At 72.2% G+C, this 15,768-nt stretch carries 14 protein-coding genes; 11 read left to right on the forward strand and 3 right to left on the reverse strand.

All coding sequences use genetic code 11. The features are described 5' to 3' along the window. Positions 1-33 precede the first annotated feature (33 nt). The gene (locus ABD879_RS06475; RefSeq protein ID WP_345018415.1) at positions 34-1,254 is read right to left on the reverse strand and encodes a C40 family peptidase; all 1,221 of its coding nucleotides are present in this window, start codon (positions 1,252-1,254) and stop codon (positions 34-36) included. A 367-nt stretch (positions 1,255-1,621) separates the two neighbouring features. On the opposite strand from ABD879_RS06475, the gene ABD879_RS06480 reads away from it, so the two are divergent. The 10 genes from ABD879_RS06480 (at position 1,622) to ABD879_RS06525 (ending at position 11,421) form a co-directional block, all read left to right on the forward strand. Continuing rightward, positions 1,622-3,226 (forward strand): hypothetical protein, encoded by a 1,605-nt coding sequence (locus tag ABD879_RS06480; RefSeq protein WP_345018417.1) that lies wholly within the window; start codon positions 1,622-1,624, stop codon positions 3,224-3,226. After that, positions 3,199-3,771 carry a hypothetical protein gene (locus ABD879_RS06485; RefSeq protein WP_345018419.1) on the forward strand — a complete coding sequence of 191 codons (573 nt, stop codon included), beginning with the start codon at positions 3,199-3,201 and terminating at the stop codon, positions 3,769-3,771. Before ABD879_RS06480 ends, ABD879_RS06485 begins: the two co-directional genes overlap by 28 nt. A 42-nt stretch (positions 3,772-3,813) precedes the next feature. Continuing rightward, a complete protein-coding gene (locus ABD879_RS06490) occupies positions 3,814-4,221 on the forward strand; it encodes a hypothetical protein (protein WP_345018421.1) in 408 nt (135 codons plus the stop codon). Further along, positions 4,218-4,724, forward strand: a complete 507-nt coding sequence (locus ABD879_RS06495; RefSeq protein WP_345018423.1) for a DUF3592 domain-containing protein — start codon at positions 4,218-4,220, stop codon at positions 4,722-4,724. The genes ABD879_RS06490 and ABD879_RS06495 overlap by 4 nt, the downstream gene beginning before the upstream one ends. A 175-nt stretch (positions 4,725-4,899) precedes the next feature. Then, positions 4,900-6,270 carry a hypothetical protein gene (locus tag ABD879_RS06500; RefSeq protein WP_345018425.1) on the forward strand — a complete coding sequence of 457 codons (1,371 nt, stop codon included), beginning with the start codon at positions 4,900-4,902 and terminating at the stop codon, positions 6,268-6,270. A gap of 27 nt (positions 6,271-6,297) precedes the next feature. Beyond that, a complete protein-coding gene (locus tag ABD879_RS06505) occupies positions 6,298-6,696 on the forward strand; it encodes a DUF3592 domain-containing protein (RefSeq protein WP_345018427.1) in 399 nt (132 codons plus the stop codon). 265 nt (positions 6,697-6,961) lie between these two features. After that, positions 6,962-7,378 carry a hypothetical protein gene (locus tag ABD879_RS06510; RefSeq protein ID WP_345018429.1) on the forward strand — a complete coding sequence of 139 codons (417 nt, stop codon included), beginning with the start codon at positions 6,962-6,964 and terminating at the stop codon, positions 7,376-7,378. Between the two features lie 141 nt (positions 7,379-7,519). Beyond that, the gene (locus ABD879_RS06515; protein WP_345018431.1) at positions 7,520-8,998 is read left to right on the forward strand and encodes a hypothetical protein; all 1,479 of its coding nucleotides are present in this window, start codon (positions 7,520-7,522) and stop codon (positions 8,996-8,998) included. 135 nt (positions 8,999-9,133) lie between these two features. Beyond that, positions 9,134-10,129: a phosphatase PAP2 family protein gene (locus ABD879_RS06520; protein ID WP_345018433.1), complete on the forward strand. Its 996-nt coding sequence runs from the start codon at positions 9,134-9,136 to the stop codon at positions 10,127-10,129. After that, complete coding sequence (locus ABD879_RS06525; RefSeq protein ID WP_345018435.1) at positions 10,126-11,421, forward strand: glycosyltransferase 87 family protein; 1,296 nt, start codon at positions 10,126-10,128, stop codon at positions 11,419-11,421. The genes ABD879_RS06520 and ABD879_RS06525 overlap by 4 nt, the downstream gene beginning before the upstream one ends. Here the strand turns inward: ABD879_RS06525 and ABD879_RS06530 are convergent. Further along, a complete protein-coding gene (locus tag ABD879_RS06530) occupies positions 11,394-12,767 on the reverse strand; it encodes a DUF2079 domain-containing protein (protein WP_345018437.1) in 1,374 nt (457 codons plus the stop codon). The two genes, ABD879_RS06525 and ABD879_RS06530, sit on opposite strands and share 28 nt — an antisense overlap. A gap of 439 nt (positions 12,768-13,206) precedes the next feature. Here ABD879_RS06530 and ABD879_RS06535 point away from each other — a divergent pair, with 439 nt between their 5' ends. Further along, a complete protein-coding gene (locus ABD879_RS06535; protein WP_345018439.1) occupies positions 13,207-13,728 on the forward strand; it encodes a prepilin peptidase in 522 nt (173 codons plus the stop codon). A gap of 49 nt (positions 13,729-13,777) precedes the next feature. Here the strand turns inward: ABD879_RS06535 and ABD879_RS06540 are convergent, their stop codons facing one another. Then, positions 13,778-15,697, reverse strand: coding sequence for an LCP family glycopolymer transferase (locus tag ABD879_RS06540; protein WP_345018441.1), 1,920 nt, complete (start codon positions 15,695-15,697; stop codon positions 13,778-13,780). Between the last annotated feature and the right edge of the window lie 71 nt (positions 15,698-15,768).

The following is a 15,768-nucleotide window of genomic DNA, read 5'->3' on the forward strand; positions in this document are numbered from 1 at the left end:
CGCCGCACGCCCGGGCGCGGCTCGCGGGCGCCGTCAGCCGAACCGCACCGCGCCGTAGAAGCCTCGGCCGGCAAGGGTCGATTCCTTGACGACGTCACCGGTGCGCGGTGCCTCGATGAACTTTCCTCCGCCCGCATATATCCCGATATGGCCGGGATTGGGGAGGACGAGGTCGCCCGGCTGCAGCTCGCTCTGCGAGACCCTGCGCCCGCGCGGGTCGTTGAGCTGCGACAGCGTGTAGTGCGGAAGCGTGATACGGCCTCCGGACGCCTGGTAGACCGCGTACAGGGTCAGGCCGCTGCAGTCGAAGCCCACGGTGTTGGCGCCGCTGTAGCCGCCGGGGGAGCAGCAGATGCCCCGGGTGGGACCGGACGGCCCGCCTCCGCCCCAGGAGTAGGGGGTGCCGAACCAGCAGCGCGCCCAGGCGATGACGCGGTGCCCGAACGGCATGCTGGGGTCGGGCTGCTTGTCCTTGGCGCACTCGCCTTTGACGTAGGGGCCGGACATGTCGTACAGGCCGTTCTCGGGCATCCCGGTGTACTTGACCGGGTCCTCCTTGCCCACCAGCCGGATCTTGAACAGCCGGACGACCCGGTCGCGCGGGGCGCCGCCCTGGGTGGCGCTCCACACCCGGACGTTGTCGCACCACAGCTCGTCGAAGAACGGCGCCTCCTCGGAGCCGCGGCCCCCGGTGTTGCGGTACTCGCACTCGGGCAGGCGCAGCTCGGCGATCGCCTCGGCCGTGCCGCGGCCCTTGACGATGCCGGTGCGGCCGCGGTTGTCGGTGCACAGGTTGCGCCGGTTGCGGAGGTCCTCGCGGTCCTTGGCGGTCAGCTCGTCCTCTTCCTTGATGACGCAGTCCTTGGTCTGCACCGACACCTTCATGGTGTGGCCGAGCATCCCGGACGGCTTGACCTTGCCGACCAGTTCGGCGGCGTTGCGGCCGGCGTACTTGCGGGCCGCCTCGGTGAAGGGGGTGTTGTCGGCGTCGACGTTGTCGGCGATCGTCCACAGGCCGATGCCGCTGGGCAGCTGGCCGCTGCGGGCGGCGTTGAGCACGGCGTCCCGCATCGGGGTGACCGCGGCGATGGCGGCGGCGTCCGCGGCGGTCTGCCCCTGCGAGCGCAGGTCGTTGGCACGGGCGACCTGGATGGCCATCAGAGTCAGGCCGAACGCGCACACCATCGCCAAAAGGAGGATGATCTGCGTCGAGCCTTCGTCTCGGCTGAGCGCACGCCATCGTCCAGCTCTCACCGTGTCCCCCAGTCGAGTCGAGACCACATGGAGATCACACCAGGACCGGTGAGCACTTTAAGGACACCGGCGCCGCGAAGAAAGGGCCCGGGGGCCCAAAAACGCCGGGTTCGCGGGCGCGGCGGTGCGTCCGGCGTCCGGCCGCCCCGGCGGACGCGGCCCCGCGCGGCGCCCCGCCGGCCCGCCGGATATTGCCGGCGGTGATCGCGGGGCATAATCTTCCGGGCCCGCCCGGGCCGCCTCAGTTAATTCCCGGACAACGCCCGGGAAATGAAAAGTGACGGCCTGGTTGCCATTTTTTGTTTGGGTCCGGAAATGGGTCTGCGGGCTCAATTGAATCCGGTCTTGCGATGGCATTTTGACGGCCGTGCGCAAATGGATCCGGGGGGCGGCGGCGCGGACGGCCGGGCGCCGCGACGCGGGCGAGGGGCCGCTCGGCTATGTGGTGGTGGCGCTGCTGTGCGCGCTGCTGGCGGTCGCGGTGGCGCTGTCGGGTGTCAGCGGCCGGGTCGTGTCCGACATCGCGGCCGCGGTCTGCCGGATCGGCGAGATGGCGAGGCTCGTCCCGGACTGCCGCTCGCAGGACCGGGACGACCGCGAGCAGGCCCGGCGCGACCCCGACGAGCCGACCACCGGCTGCGTCCCCTCCATGGAGAGCCACTACCTGGAGGAGACGGTCGGCATCCCCGTGCGCTACGTCGATGTCCGCACCAACAGCCGCGGCACCCTGCAGCTGGTCGAACGCGTCGGACCGGACGGCAGGCGCACGTGGGAGATCGTGGACTTCACCTGGGGCGAGGGCGGCGTCGGCACCCCCGACGGGCTGCGCGCCGGCCCGGTCGGCGGCGGGGTCTGGGGCGGCCTGTCCATCACCAACGGGAAGGTGTACGGCGGCTTCACCGACGAGCGCGAGGCCCGCCGGTTCTTCGACGACCTACGCCGACACCGCATCGGCGACGACATCAAGTTCACCCTGCGGACCAACCCGATCACCGGCGGCTTCGTGTGGCTCGGCAGCAGGCTGCCGTGGATCGGCGACGACATCGACGAGTTCATGGGCGGCAGCGAGCCGGACCGGGCGCCCACCGAGGAGTACCTGGACGGCGGCCTGACCGGCGGCTTCCGCGCGGACCTGGACCTGAACCTCGGCCCCGCCAAGCTGAAGCTGCCGTTCAAGGGCCGCGGCTGGCTGCTGAGCGGGACCCGCGTCAACAACACCAACGGGCAGACCACGCACTACTTCACCCAGCGCGGCGAGTTCGAGGCCGCGGTGCAGATCGACGTGAGCCGACTGCTGCGGACGCTGCCGGCGTCGGTCCGGCGGCAGGTGCAGCAGGGGCTGGACGAGGGCGTCGACGTGCTCCTCGACATGATCGAACGGCAGCTGCGCCGCGAGTACGGCAACGGCTTCGTCCTGCTGCCCGACCAGCGCGCGCAGATGAAGGCGCAGATCAAGCTCAACCCGAGCGTCGGGTTCAACTACAAGCACCGCGGCGGCACGCAGTGGGGCGTCACCTACGACCGCGACGGCAACATCGTGGGGATCAGCCAGGTGCAGAACGGCCAGGACATCGTCTACGTCCGGGCCGACGGCAAGTTCGCGGGGCAGAACGGCATCGGCGACAAGGGCCAGCTCACCGCGGGGGGCCAGTGGATCCTGTTCGCCCAGCGCACCGTGACGCAGAAGAACCTGGACTACTCCTCGGCCGAGGACCGCGCCGTCATCGACCGGTACCTGCGGGACGGCGACACCGACGCCGTCGAACAGGCGTGGGAGAAGGGCGCCGGGACCATGAGCCGGCTGACCTACGACAACACCGGCGACACCGCCAAGCTTGAGGGCCGCGGCTCCACCCCCCGGCGCCGCCTGGGATTCATCGAGATCGGACGCGAGACCGAGCGGCACTCGCTGCAGAGCGCGCACTACTACAAGGAGGGACAGGGATGGGTGCCCTGGCAGCGCTGCCGGTGAGGTGCGCGGCGGTGGCGGCGGCCCTGCTCGCCTGCGCCGCGCTCGCGGGATGCGGCGGTGCGGAGCGGCCGCGCGTCCCGGCGGGGTTCACCGAGTACCGCACCGGCGAGTACTCGTTCGCCTACCCCAGCGGATGGCAGCGCCGGGACGGCAAGGACGAGTACGGCCGCCCCACGCTGATGTTCACGGGGCCGCGGCTGCCCTCCGGCGTCGTCGACGGCCAGATCCACGTGGGACGCGTCGCCCGCCACCGCGGCGGCCTGGAGGTCCAGCTCGGCCAGTTCCGCGCGCTGGCGACGATGCACCGCTACCGGCTGACCGCCGACCGGCGGGTGGAGATCGACGGCGCGCGGCGCGCCCACCGCTTCGAGGCGGCCTACGAAATGCAGGACCAGAGCGGCGCGAGCGTCCCGTTCACGCTGCTGGGTCTTTACGCGCTCACCGACGACGGCGTTCTGCTGGAATTCATGCTGCGTTCACCCCGGCACGGTGCCGCGCGTTCCCGGCTGCCGGTGATATTCGATTCCTTCCGGCTGGACCACTAGCCCGATCGGTATGACCGGCACGACCGGAAACGGAGTTTTTCGGTGCGCTTTCCAAGCGGTCCGCGGGCCGTCCTGCTGGGCGGCCTCGTCACCCTGGCGGGCGCGGCGGCGGCCGCGGTCGCCGTCACCGCCGTCGCGGTCGCGGCGCCCGGTGCCGTGGTGGGCCCGCGCTTCTACTGGACCTCGTCGGTCGTCGCGGTGGCGCTGCACGGCGTCCTGGGGCTGGCCGGGGGGCGGATCGCTGCCCGCCGGCTGGGCGGCCCCGGCGACGGAGCGGCGAGGTTCCACCTGCTGGTGTGCGCCGGGCCCGTGCTGGCCACCGTCGTGACGCAGGCGGGCGCACTGGGCGACGGCCGCGCACCGGTCGCGCTGGCGGCGCTCGCCGCCGCCTGCGCCGGCGCCCTGGTCGGCGGCCGGTCGGCGGCCCGCCGATCCCGCACGCTGTCGTGACCGGCGGCACGTTCCGCGCGCGGCTGCGCCGCCTGCTGCTCCTGGCCGCCCTCGCCGCCGTGCTGCTGGTGCTGTTCGACGCGTCGTCGGATGCGCTGTCGCTGCTGCCCGACGGGTGGCCTATGACGGCGGTGCTGGTCGTGGGCGGTCCCGGGCTCGTCCTGGCCGCACCCGTCTCGCTCGTGGCCGCCTTCCGGTTCCGCGGCCGCGCCGAGGTCACCGAGGGCGTCGTGGAGATGTGCTCGGACGCCCTCGTCGGCGAGGCGGGCTACGACCTGACGATCCGCTTCACCGACCTGGACGCGCGCGAGCGGGTGTTCACCGCCCAGAGCAACCTGCGCCGGCCTCCGGGTCGGCGCGTGCGCGTGATGTACGACGCCCGCGATCCCTCCGACGCGCGCCTCTACGCCCACCCCGTGACCGAGGTCGCGGCCGCCGGGCTGATGTTCGCTATGGGCGTGGTGATGTGCTTCCTGCTGTGGAGCGGCCACCTGAGTGGTTGACGGCCCGCTGTCCGGTTTGGGTCCGATCTTGGGCCTGTGGGCTCACGCGTACCCGGCGGTCTGACCCCTTTGATGGTCGCCGGGTGAAGAGTTGGTGAATGTCTCGGTAAAGTGTCGCGATGCCGGTGAGGGCAGCCTCAACTACATCGTTGTGGCCCTGCTGGTGGCCGCGTGTGTGGGAACCATCGCGCTGTCGGGGCTCGGCACGCGCATCAGCGACTGGATCGGTTACGCCGTCTGCGTCGCCGGCAACGGCGGCGACGAGCGCGAGTGCCACTCGCCCGCCGACCTGGCGATGCAGCCGACCTGCACCGTCGAACTGGCCGTCGACGGCTACGCCGGCACCATCGAGGCGCTCATCTTCTCGGTCGGCAGGGACTGGGCGTTCATGCGCACCACCTCGATCGACCCGCGCACCGGCGAACGCGTCGTCCGGATCACCGGGATCCGCGGCACGGTCGCGGGGGTCGGGACCGGCCTGGGCGTCGGCGTGAACGTCGGCAACCTGGTCAACATCGGCGCCGACGCCAGCGTGGGCGCCAACCTGCGGATAGGGAACGGCGACGCCTGGGAGTTCAGGGGGCCGGACGCCGACAAGAAGGCCGACGAGCTCCGCGCCGCCCTCGTCGAGCAGTACTCCATCGACGAGGTCAAGCAGAACGGCGGGCTGCTGGGCCGCCTGGGCGGCACCATCTACGACGTCTTCGCGGGCCCGGACATCCCCGAACCGGACGTCCGCCGCCGCGAGACCGAACTCGACGCCTTCGGGACGCTGAGCGCCGGCGTCAGCCTCGGCTGGTCGAACCCGACCGGCCGGCACCGCAGCCCGGACCGCCACACCGAGTCCGAGGGGCGGCACCGCAAGCCCGCCGTCCAGGACCGGCTGCCCGACTCGCGCGGAAGCGACAGCATCTCGCCGAACCTGCGGGCCTGGGTCGGGATCGACGGCCAGGAGAAGCTCATCGTCGAGGACAACGAGCGCACCGGCGAGAGCACCGCCACGATGATGCTCCGCGGCGAGACCAACTACGGCGAGCAGCACGTCGCCGACGGCAACCAGGGCCAGCTGACCGCCATGGGCGCGCTATCGGTGACCACCGACAAGGACGGCAGGCTCAGCCAGATCACCTTCGCCCAGACGCACATCGTCAACGGCCGCGCCACCGTCATCACCACCGCCGTGCCCATCACCACCGACGAGCAGCGCCGCAACGCCGCCGACTTCTTCTCGGGCATCGTGCCGACCGCGAAGATCGCATGGCAGAACCTGTCGCTGACCTGGAACGACATGGCGCCCACCCAGGATCCCGGGCCGGACGCGCACCCGTTCCTGCGCGACATCTACCAAAACGGCAAGACCTCCCGGATGGAGTACGCGCACCAGCGCAACGACGCCGGCTACGGGGTCTCGGCCAAGCTCGGACTCAAGATCGGCGCCAGCCTCGCCATCTCCACCACCGACCGGGCCGCGCAGGACGCGCAGTACCTCGGCGCCCCCACCGCCGACGGCAGGCGGCTGTACAAGAACCTCGAGGCGTGCCGGTGAACCGATGCCCGGCGATGCGGAGGGGCGATGATCAAGCCTGTGGTCGGCGTGCTGTTCGGCCTGTTCGTCTGCGGTGCGGGCGTGTGGGCGCTGGCCGAGCGGGTGCGGCTGCAGCTGCGCGGCGCCCGCGCCCCCGGCGTGGTCGTCGGGCGGACGGACGCGGCGGGCGCGGGGCCCGGGATCGCCGGCCGCTCCGGGGTGTTCCGGTTCCGCACCTCGGACGGGCGGGAGATCGAGGTGACCAGCTCGGTGTACTCCTTCCCGGGGCCGCGGCCGGGCAAGCGCGTCACCGTGGTGTACGACCCGGCCCGGCCGCACCGGGGCGCGGAGCGTGCCGGGGTGCATCTGGTCCTGATGCTGGCCGTTTACCCCCTGGTGGTGGTGATCGGCGCCGCCATCGCCGTCGCCGCCCTGCTGGATCTCTGAGAAGGCGGCCGGAGACGACCGCGGCGCGCCGCCGTCCGCGGCCTCGCACGGCCCGCTAGCCACCGCTCACGGAAACCGCCCAGGCCGTCGGCACCGTCCCGGCGGTGCCCTGCCCTGCGCGGCCGACCAGCGTGGCTGAACAGCGCGAGCTGAACACGAACCAGCGCGGCTGAACACGAACCGGCGCGGCCCAACGCTGCCCGGCGTCACCGAGCGCCGACGGGCGCGGCCGAACGCCGAGCGACACGGAACAGGGGGGAATCGGGTGGACTTCGTGCGCGCATGGGTGACCGCCATGGCCGTCTTCGTCCTGGCGAGCCTGGTGACGACGATCGCCGCCATCAGATCGGACGTCGCCGAGGACCTGGATGACACCACCGTCGAGCGGATCGTGTGGAACGCCGTGCCCATGCTGCTCACGTTCGCCGCGATGACCGTGCTCAGCGGGGCGGTGCGTCCCCGGTCGCGGCGGTTCGACCCGCGCCGCCACGCGGTGGCGACGCTCGCGGTGCCCACCGCGCTCATGCCCCTGGCACTGGTGTACGGCCTGCTGACCGGGCCCGCGGTGTCGGCGTGGAGCGGTTTCGCGGGGGCCTTCGCCGGGACCGCAGGCGGCTGGGGCCTGCTGCACGCGGCCCGCCGCCTGCTCCGCGCGGTGCGCCGCCTGCGTGCGGCCGGCTGAGCCGGGGAGAAGGCTTGGGTCCCGGGACCCTGGAGCCCCGACGGCCGCCCCACTAGGGTCCGGCCTACACCGGGACTAACGACGGGTCAGGGGACCTTCCCACCACGCGGCGGCCGGGCGACACGGGAGAAACGCGGTCAGGTGAACACCTCCTACACCGACGAGAAGAGTCCGCGTTCACAGCCAGAGGAGACCGCACCCGCCGCCACCGCCGAGACCCGATCGGCGTTCGCACGCGTCCGGACCGCGCTGGTCTGGATCGTCCTGGGGTGGACGGTGGCGCTGGAACAGCTCGACGACAACTCGTTCCTCACCCACCTGCGCACCGGGCGCTGGATCCTCGAACACCACGGTGTGCCGCACTCCGACATCTACTCCTACACCGTCCCCGGCGCCCCCTGGGTGGCGCAGTCCTGGCTGGCGGAGGTCCTGTACGCGGGCCTGTACGAATCACCGGTGGGGCCGAACGGCATCCGGGTGCTGGGCGGGATACTCGGCGCGGCCTGCGCGTACCTGGCCTACCGGCTGGCCGACCGGGCCGCCGCAGGCCGCGCCCGGACGGTGGTCGTGCTGCTTCCGGCGCTGTTCGTCTCGGCGCTGTACTGGGTGGAACGGCCCCTGTTCATCGGCATCCTGGCGTTCCTGGCGCTGCTGTGGATCGTCGAGATCCCCGACTCGGCGGCGGGCCGCCGCCCGCTGATCGCGCTGCCGCTCCTGATGTGGCTGTGGGCCAACTGCCACGGCAGCTTCGCGCTCGGGTTCGCCTACCTGGCCCTGCACCTGCTCGGCCGCTGGGCCGACGGCCACCGGCCCTGGCAGGGCCGGGAACGCCGGCTCCTGCAGGCGACCGTCCTGGCGTTCGCGGCCTGCTTCCTCAACCCGTACGGGGCCGGGCTGGTGCTGTTCCCCGTGCAGCTGCTGACGCACGGCGAGGCGCTCCAGTACGTCCCGGAGTGGCAGTCGCCCGACCTGCGCTCGCTGGTGGGCGCGGCGTTCGCCGTCTGGATCGCCGTCTTCGTCGCCGTGCTGGTGCTGGCCCGCACCCGCCCGACCAGGCGCGACGTCCTGGTGTCGCTGCCCTTCCTGCTGCTCGGCCTGTGGGCCCTGCGCAACGCGGCCGTCGCCCCCCTGGTCGGCCTGCCGATCGCCGCCCGGCTGCTGCCCGCGGCCCCGCCGCCGGTCCGCCGTCCCCGCCTGGACGTCGCGGTGGTCACCACGGCGGTGCTGATCGCCGCCTCGCTGACCCGGTCGCAACTGGCCGAGCCGCCGTTCGACCTGAGCAGATACCCGGTCGCCGCGATGCGCTCCGTCGAAGAGCAGGGCCTGCTCGGACGCCGCCTGTTCACCACGACCGGGTGGGCCGGCTACGTCATCCACCGGTACTGGCCGCGGCAGCGGGTCTTCATGGACGACCGCTACGACATGTATCCGACCGACTTCGCGGTGAACTACCAGAAGGTTCGGCACGGCGACGCGCGCTGGCGCACGACGTTCGACCGGTACCGGGTGGAGGTCGTGGTCTGGGAGACGGGCGCCCCGCTCACCGAGCTCCTCACGGAGAGCCCGTCGTGGCGGACGGTGTACCGGGACCGCCTGGCGACCGTCCTCGTCCGCCGCTGACCCCGCAGGACGGCACGCGAGCTCCGGGCCGCCCGTGTTGGGCCCGAGGACCCAAAGCCCGCGGGCGGTGCTTTCAGGACCGAGGGCCCTCCGCTTCACCCCTCGGCGAAGTTAGCGTTGCGCGCCATGGGGAGCATGGCCGAATCGGGCACCGATACGGACGACCGGCCCGAGCTCCGCCGCTCCGGTCGCGCTCTGTCTTCGCGCCTGTCCGAACAGCTGGCCGTCACCGCGCTGCTGCGCGCCCTGGCCCGGCTCACCGCGCTGGCGTTCCTCGTCGTCGCCGTGCTCGCGCAGCTGCCCTTCTGGCACCCCGAGGTGCTGTTCTTCCTCCTGCTGGCCGTGTTCACGCTGCTCGGCGAGGCGCGCGCCTACCTGGCCCACTTCGGCCCGTTCATCGGGCTGGTGGTCGTCTACGACTCGTTCCGCGCGATCGCCGACGACCTCAGCGGCAACGTGCACGTGCACGAGATGATCAAGGTGGACGAGTGGCTGTTCGGCGGGACGCTGCCGACGGTCTGGCTCCAGTCGCACCTGTGGGACGGGCAGGTCAGCTGGTTCGACTACTACTTCTACCTGCTCTACATCCTGCACTTCCCGATGCCCGCCGCGCTGGCGCTCTACCTGTGGCGACGGCGCCCCGCGCTGTACCGTCCGTTCGTGGCGGGCCTGGTGGTCCTGTCCTTCTCGGCGTTCCTCACGTACGCGGCCTTCCCCGCGGCGCCGCCGTGGATGGCGTCCGAACAGGGGGACATCGCGCCCGTCGCCAGGATCGCCGGGGACGTCTGGGCGTCCCTGGGCGTGCACGGCTACGGCTCGATCTACGACCGCATCTCGCCCAACCCGGTGGCGGCGATCCCCTCGCTGCACGCCGCCTACCCCACGCTGTTCCTGCTGTTCATGGGCAGGTGCTTCGGCTGGCGGCGCGTCTGGTGGCTGGGCTTCTACCCGATCTCGGTGTGGGTGGGCATCGTCTACTTCGCCGAGCACTACGTCATCGACCTCATCCTGGGGGCCCTCTACGCGGCCGCCGCGTACAAGGTGACGATGCTGCTGTTCGCCCGACTGCGGCGACGCCGCTCCCGCGAACCGTCCGGCGGGGCGACACGACAGGAGGCCGCGACAGGATGAGCGACCACGTCGGCTCGGACGCCGGCTCGGAGGTCTCCGTGCGCCTCCCTGAGGACGCGTCCGCCGCTCCCAGGGCCGCGCAGGCGACGACGCCTCGGCGGAGGGCCCGGCTCGGCGACCGGTTCATCTGGGCCTGGGTGCTGACCCGGCTGCTCATGCTGGTCATCTGCTTCACGCCCGGCTACCCGCTCAGCAGCACCATGAGCGATGTGGTGCTCTACCACGAGTGGGGCCCCGCCCTCGCCGACGGCCGATTCCCCGGCGACGACGTGCGCTGGCAGTACCCGCCGCTGGCGGTGCTGCCGCTCCTGCTGCCCAGGATGCTGGGCGGCCAGTACGGGATCACCTTCATGCTGTGCGCGCTGGCCGTCGACTTGGCGGTCCTGTGCCTGCTGCGGGGCAAGGGCCGGGCGACGGCGGGGGCGTGGTGCTGGATCACCGGCATCTTCCTGCTCGGCCCGACCTGCCTGTTCCGCTTCGATCTGTTCGTCACCCTCCCGGTCGTGGCGGCGCTGCTCTGGCTCGGCCGCCACCGCCTGTTCGGCGCCTTGATGGCGGTGGGCGCGCTGATGAAGGCGTGGCCGGTGGCGCTGGCGTTCGCGCTGCGCCGCGACCGCACGGCGGTCCGCGCGGCCGTCGCGTGCGCCGCGACCGGGGCGCTGGTCGCGATCGCGGTCACGATCGCGGGCGACGGAGCGTGGGGCTTCCTGCGGTCCCAGCGCGACCGCGGCGCGCAGATCGAGGCCGTGGCCGCCACCCCGATCAACGTGGCGCGCTGGTTCGGCTGGGCAGGCGAGGTCGGCTACCGGTACGGGTCCTGGGAACTCGTCGGACCGGGGGTGGGCGCCGCCGTCGCGGCAAGCCTGGTGATCACCATTGCCGGCCTGGCGCTGCTCGCGGTGGCGGTGCTGCGCCGCGACCCGCGGGAGTGGACCCCGGCCGCGGGCGCCGACGCCGTCCTGGCCGGCGTCCTGGTCCTGGTGGTGGGCGGCCGGGTGCTGTCGCCGCAGTACCTGATCTGGGTGCTGGGCGTCGCCGCGGCGTGCCTGGCGACGGCGGGCACCCGGCAGCGGCCCGCGGCGGTGCTGGTGCTGGTGGCGGCCGCGCTGACCCACCTGGACTTCCCTCTTCTGTGGGTGTCGCTGCTCAAGGAGGGCGGATTCCCGCCGATCGCCGTGCTGGCCCTCCGCAATGCGCTGCTGGTGGCGGCCGCAGTGCTCGCGGTGCGGGCCGTATGGCGGCGGCCGCGGGAGGACGCTCCCGGTCAGGGCGCGGCCGCCGTGCGCCGGTAGAGCACCACGCCGTCGTCCTCGGCCACCTTGGCGAACCCCTGTGACGGCAGTGCCCGCAGGGCGGCGTGCACCTGTTCGGACGTCGGCGGCCACAGCCCCGCCCGCGCCGCGCTCACCTGGTCCACCGACTTGGGCGCGACCGTCCTGACCTGGGTGTCCGTCACCACCCAGTCGACGCGTTCGCCGTGCGAGGGCGGGAAGATCACCACCCGGCACCGGCCGGTGAGGTGCGGTGCCAGGGAGTTCCCGGCCGCCACCGCCGCGCCGTCGGGCACCATCGCCAGCAGGCGCCGCCCCGCCGCGAAGTGCGGGGTGTCGGCGTAGTTGTCGGGATTGGTGATCCCCCACGGGGTCAGATGCATCATGAGCGCGAAGACGCCGGGGAAGACGATGGCGGTCCGCCGCCACAGGCGCATGCGCAGCCGTCCGTCCGCCGTCATCGCGGAAAGCACTTCGATCAGCGCCACGAACAGAATCGGCATCAGCACCGCGTTGTAATGGACCCGGCCGACCTCCCAGTGCACCGGATTGGTCGACACCAGCCGGGAAAGCAGCACGGGAACGGCGATGAGAGCCAGCGGGGTGCGCACCGCGGCGCCTCCCGTGAGCAACAGCAGCAATGCCAGCAGGACGAGCTTGCGCGGATGCTCGATGAGCCCTCCGGGGAACGACAGCGCCAGCGACCACAGATCCTTGTCCGGATCGAGATAGACCGAATAGCTGAACCGGCCGTCGTTGAAGAACGGCAGGATCACCTTGACCGTCAGCACCACCGCGGCCGGCCCGGCGGCGATCAGCGCGGCGCCCGCCCGGCGCCGCCCGCGCCACAGCAGATAGCCGCCGATCGCCGCGACGATCAGCCCCATGTCCTCCTTGACCAGCAGCAACGGCAGCGTCCACGCCACCGCCGCGCGCCAGCGCCGTTCCACCAGCGCCGCCATCGCGAACGCCAGCAGCGGAACGGCGAAGGCGATCTCGTGGAAGTCGAATCCCAGCGCGCCCTGGATGCCCCAGGAAAGCGCGTAGGAGGCCGCCAGCCACAGCCCGACGCCGACACCGAGCCGGGCCACGGCCAGCCGGGCCACGGGCACGATGGAAAGGGCGATGAGCAGCGCCTGCGCCACCAGCAGGGTCTGCGCGCCCGGCCATATCCGGTAGAAGGGCGCCAGCGTCACCAGAATCGGGTGGAAGTGGTCGCCCAGCACATGGACGTCCGGCCCCTTGAGGGGAATGATCGGCGCCTGGAACCGGGAGTAGGCGCGCACCGCCTGCTCGAAGATGCCGAGATCGTAGCCGGAGGTCCGCAGCAGGTAATGCCGTCTCAGCGAGAACCCCGTGTAGAGCACGAAGAATGCCGGCGCGATCGCGTACGCCGACCGGCGGGCGAGTTTCTCCCGGGCGCCCCCGGCGGACTCCGCGTCCCCTGAATTCCGCGCGGTTTCCTCCGCGGGGACGTCATTTCGCGTCGCGGTAGACGCCTCCCCCCGACTTTCTCCGGACATAATGCCGACCTTATCTGCGGCCGACCGTGCGGGACAAGGCGGCCCCAGGCGGCCGCGGCGCATTCTCCACGCCATTCCCGGCCGAATGCGCGGTGCCCGTCCCGGCGCCGGGCACATCGGCCGCCCGGCGCCTGCCGGCCGGGGCTTGGGAGGGAGAACGGAGAGGTGGGAGGATGCGCGGGTGAGCAGCGACGCGTCCGTTGAATCCCCTACCGGCGAATCCACTACCGGGAGCGCCTGGTCCCTTCGCGCGGATTGGACCGAACCTGTCCGGCGGCGGCCGGTGCCGGTGCTCCTCACCGGGGTCGTCGCCCTGGCGCTGCTGGTCTGGCGGATCGGCCTGCGGCCCGATCTCGCCGCGTTCGCCTACCTGGCCTGCGTCGGCGCCGTGCTCGGCGCCGTCGACATCGCCCTGCGGCGCCTCCCCGACCCCCTGACGCTGCCGTCCTACCCCATCGGTGCGGCGCTGCTGGGCGCGGCGGCGGCGTTCACCGACGACGGCGGCGACCGGTTCGTGGACGCCCTCATCGGATTCGGCGTCCTGTGGGGACTGTTCGTCCTCCAATGGGTGGTGCTGCCCCGCGCTCTCGGCCTCGGGGACGTGAAACTGTCCGGCGTGCTGGGCCTGTACCTGGGATGGCTGGGGTACGACGCCTGGACGTTCGGCGTCCTGGCCATGTTCGTCTTCGGCGGCCTGTACTCGGTCGCCCTCATCGTGCTGCGGCGCGCCTCCCGCGGCGCCACGATCCCGTTCGGGCCGTTCATGCTCCTCGGGACGCTCGCCGCCGTGCTCGTGCACGCCTGACGCCGCCGGAGCCGCCCGCCCCGTTCAGGCGGAGTCCAGGCGGAGCCGGTCAAGCGCACAGGTTCTTGCCGGCCTTGACCCCGCCGGTGATCCTGTCGATGGCGGGCGGGGCGAGGCGGACGCCGTTCGTGCCGACGACGAGCGTGACCCGGTCGGCGGGGGCGGAGGCGTCGGCGGTCAGCATGCCGTCGGGGACGGCGGCGGCCAGCGCGGACGCCTGTGCCTCGGCGGAGGAGTGGTAGACGATGCGGCTCTCCGCCGCCTCCGGGCGCTTGTCGATCTCCTTGGCGACGTCGAACCCGCGGTTCTTCAGCTGCCGGGCGACGCGCTCGACGTTCTTGCCGCCCGCGTCCACCACCGTCACCTTCACGTCCTTGGGCTCGGGCGTGGCGGGCTTCGGCGCCGCCGGCTGCTCGGCGGGCAGCTCGCTGTCGTGCCGGATCGCCTCGAACAGCGGCTTGGCCCGCTCCTCGTCCCACTGCACGCGGTTGGGGTCGGGGGCGTAGCGCTCCACCGGCACCGTGACGAACCGCACCTGGCCCGCGCTCATCCCGCGCACGCCCTCGGCAAGCCTCCGCATGGCCGACAGGTCCAGGCCGTCGTCGGTGGTGACCGACGCGGTGACGGCCTTGAGGAACTTGTAGGTCTTGGCCGGGTCGGTCAGCACCTCGCTGCTGGTGGCCTTGTTGACCACCGACGCCATGAACCGCTGCTGCCGTTCGATACGTTCCAGATCCGAACCGTTGCCCAGGCTGTAGCGGGCGCGCACGTAGCCGAGCGCCTCCTCGCCCTTGACGGTCTGCTTGCCGGCCTTCAGCACCAGTTCGGCGCGCGGGTCGTTGACGGGCCGGTCGACGCAGATCTCCACGCCGCCCAGCGCGTCCACCACCCGTTTGAACCCGGCGAAGTCCACCTGCACGAAGTGGTCGATGTGGATGCCGGTCAGCTTCTCCAGCGTCTTCCAGGTGCAGGTCGGCCCGGCGAACGCGAACGCGGAGTTCAGCATGCCGAACCGGCCCGGGACGGTGCCGCCCTTGTCCTTCTTGCAGTCGGGGATCTGCACCATCGAGTCGCGGGGGAAGCTGATGCCCACGGCCTTGTCGCGGTTGGGCGACAGGTGCAGCAGGATCGCGGTGTCCGACCGCGCCCCCGTCATGCCCGCGGCCGCCCCGTAGCGGGCGTTCTCCCCGTCGCGGCTGTCGGACCCGAGCAGCAGGATGTTCAGCGACTTGTTCAGCTTCTTGGGACGGTCGGTGCCGAGCTGCTCCTCGGTGACGTCCTGCTTCTCGATGCCGCCCATCAGGTCGGCGTAGAGCCAGCCCGCCCCGATCGCCGCGACCGCCACCAGTGCCGTCGCGCCGATGGCGACCCGCCGCCACACCCGGCGGCGCCCCTTGCGCCGCCCATCGCCTTCGCCCGGGTCGTCGGCCGCCTTCTCCGCGTCACCCTCGGGGGCACCGGATGCGTCGCCGCTCTCGGCCGACTCGCCGCCAAGCGCGGTCTTGCCGGTGCCCTGGGAATCGTCGCCCGGGTCGTCGGCCGTCTTCTCCGCCTCGCCCTCGGCGTCGTCGGCCGCCTCGCTGTTCTCGGGCGCTCCGGTGTCGGGGGCCGCCTGGTCGGCCGGCGCTCGGTCACCGGCTGTGCCGCTGCTTCCGAGGGGCTTGCTGCCGGTCGGCTTGTTGCCGGGCGTGGTCTCGCCGGTGCCTTGGGGAGCGTCGGCCGAGGTGTCGGCTGTCGTGGCGGCGGCCTTCCCCGCGTCGCTTTTGGCGTCGCTGCCTTCGCCCGTCTCGGCGGGGGCGGCCGTGTCGCTGCCGGTCGTCTCGGCGTCGGCCGGCTTGGTGTCGGGCGTGGTCTTGCCGGTGCCCTTTGGAGCGTCACCCGGGGAGCTTGTGGCGTCGGGGGCGTCCGGGGCTTCGCTGGTGGCGGGGTCCTTCGCGAGGTGTTCGCGTCCGGGGTCGTTGTCGCTCATCGGTCCCGTTTCAGCAGGCCCTGCCTGGGCGTTGGGTTGTCAACGTCTGTCAGTTTATGCAGGTACCGCGG

This window comes from Actinomadura keratinilytica (genome assembly GCF_039539665.1).
Classification (GTDB): Bacteria; Actinomycetota; Actinomycetes; order Streptosporangiales; family Streptosporangiaceae; genus Spirillospora; species Spirillospora keratinilytica.

Bases quoted from the DNA above. Each gene is read 5' to 3' on its own strand.
- ABD879_RS06485 (WP_345018419.1), top strand. From the start codon at position 3,199: ATGGGTGCCCTGGCAGCGCTGCCGGTGAGGTGCGCGGCGGTGGCGGCG.
- ABD879_RS06505 (WP_345018427.1), top strand. From the start codon at position 6,298: ATGATCAAGCCTGTGGTCGGCGTGCTGTTCGGCCTGTTCGTCTGCGGT.
- ABD879_RS06520 (WP_345018433.1), top strand. From the start codon at position 9,134: ATGGCCGAATCGGGCACCGATACGGACGACCGGCCCGAGCTCCGCCGC.
- ABD879_RS06525 (WP_345018435.1), top strand. From the start codon at position 10,126: ATGAGCGACCACGTCGGCTCGGACGCCGGCTCGGAGGTCTCCGTGCGC.
- ABD879_RS06540 (WP_345018441.1), bottom strand. From the start codon at position 15,697: ATGAGCGACAACGACCCCGGACGCGAACACCTCGCGAAGGACCCCGCC.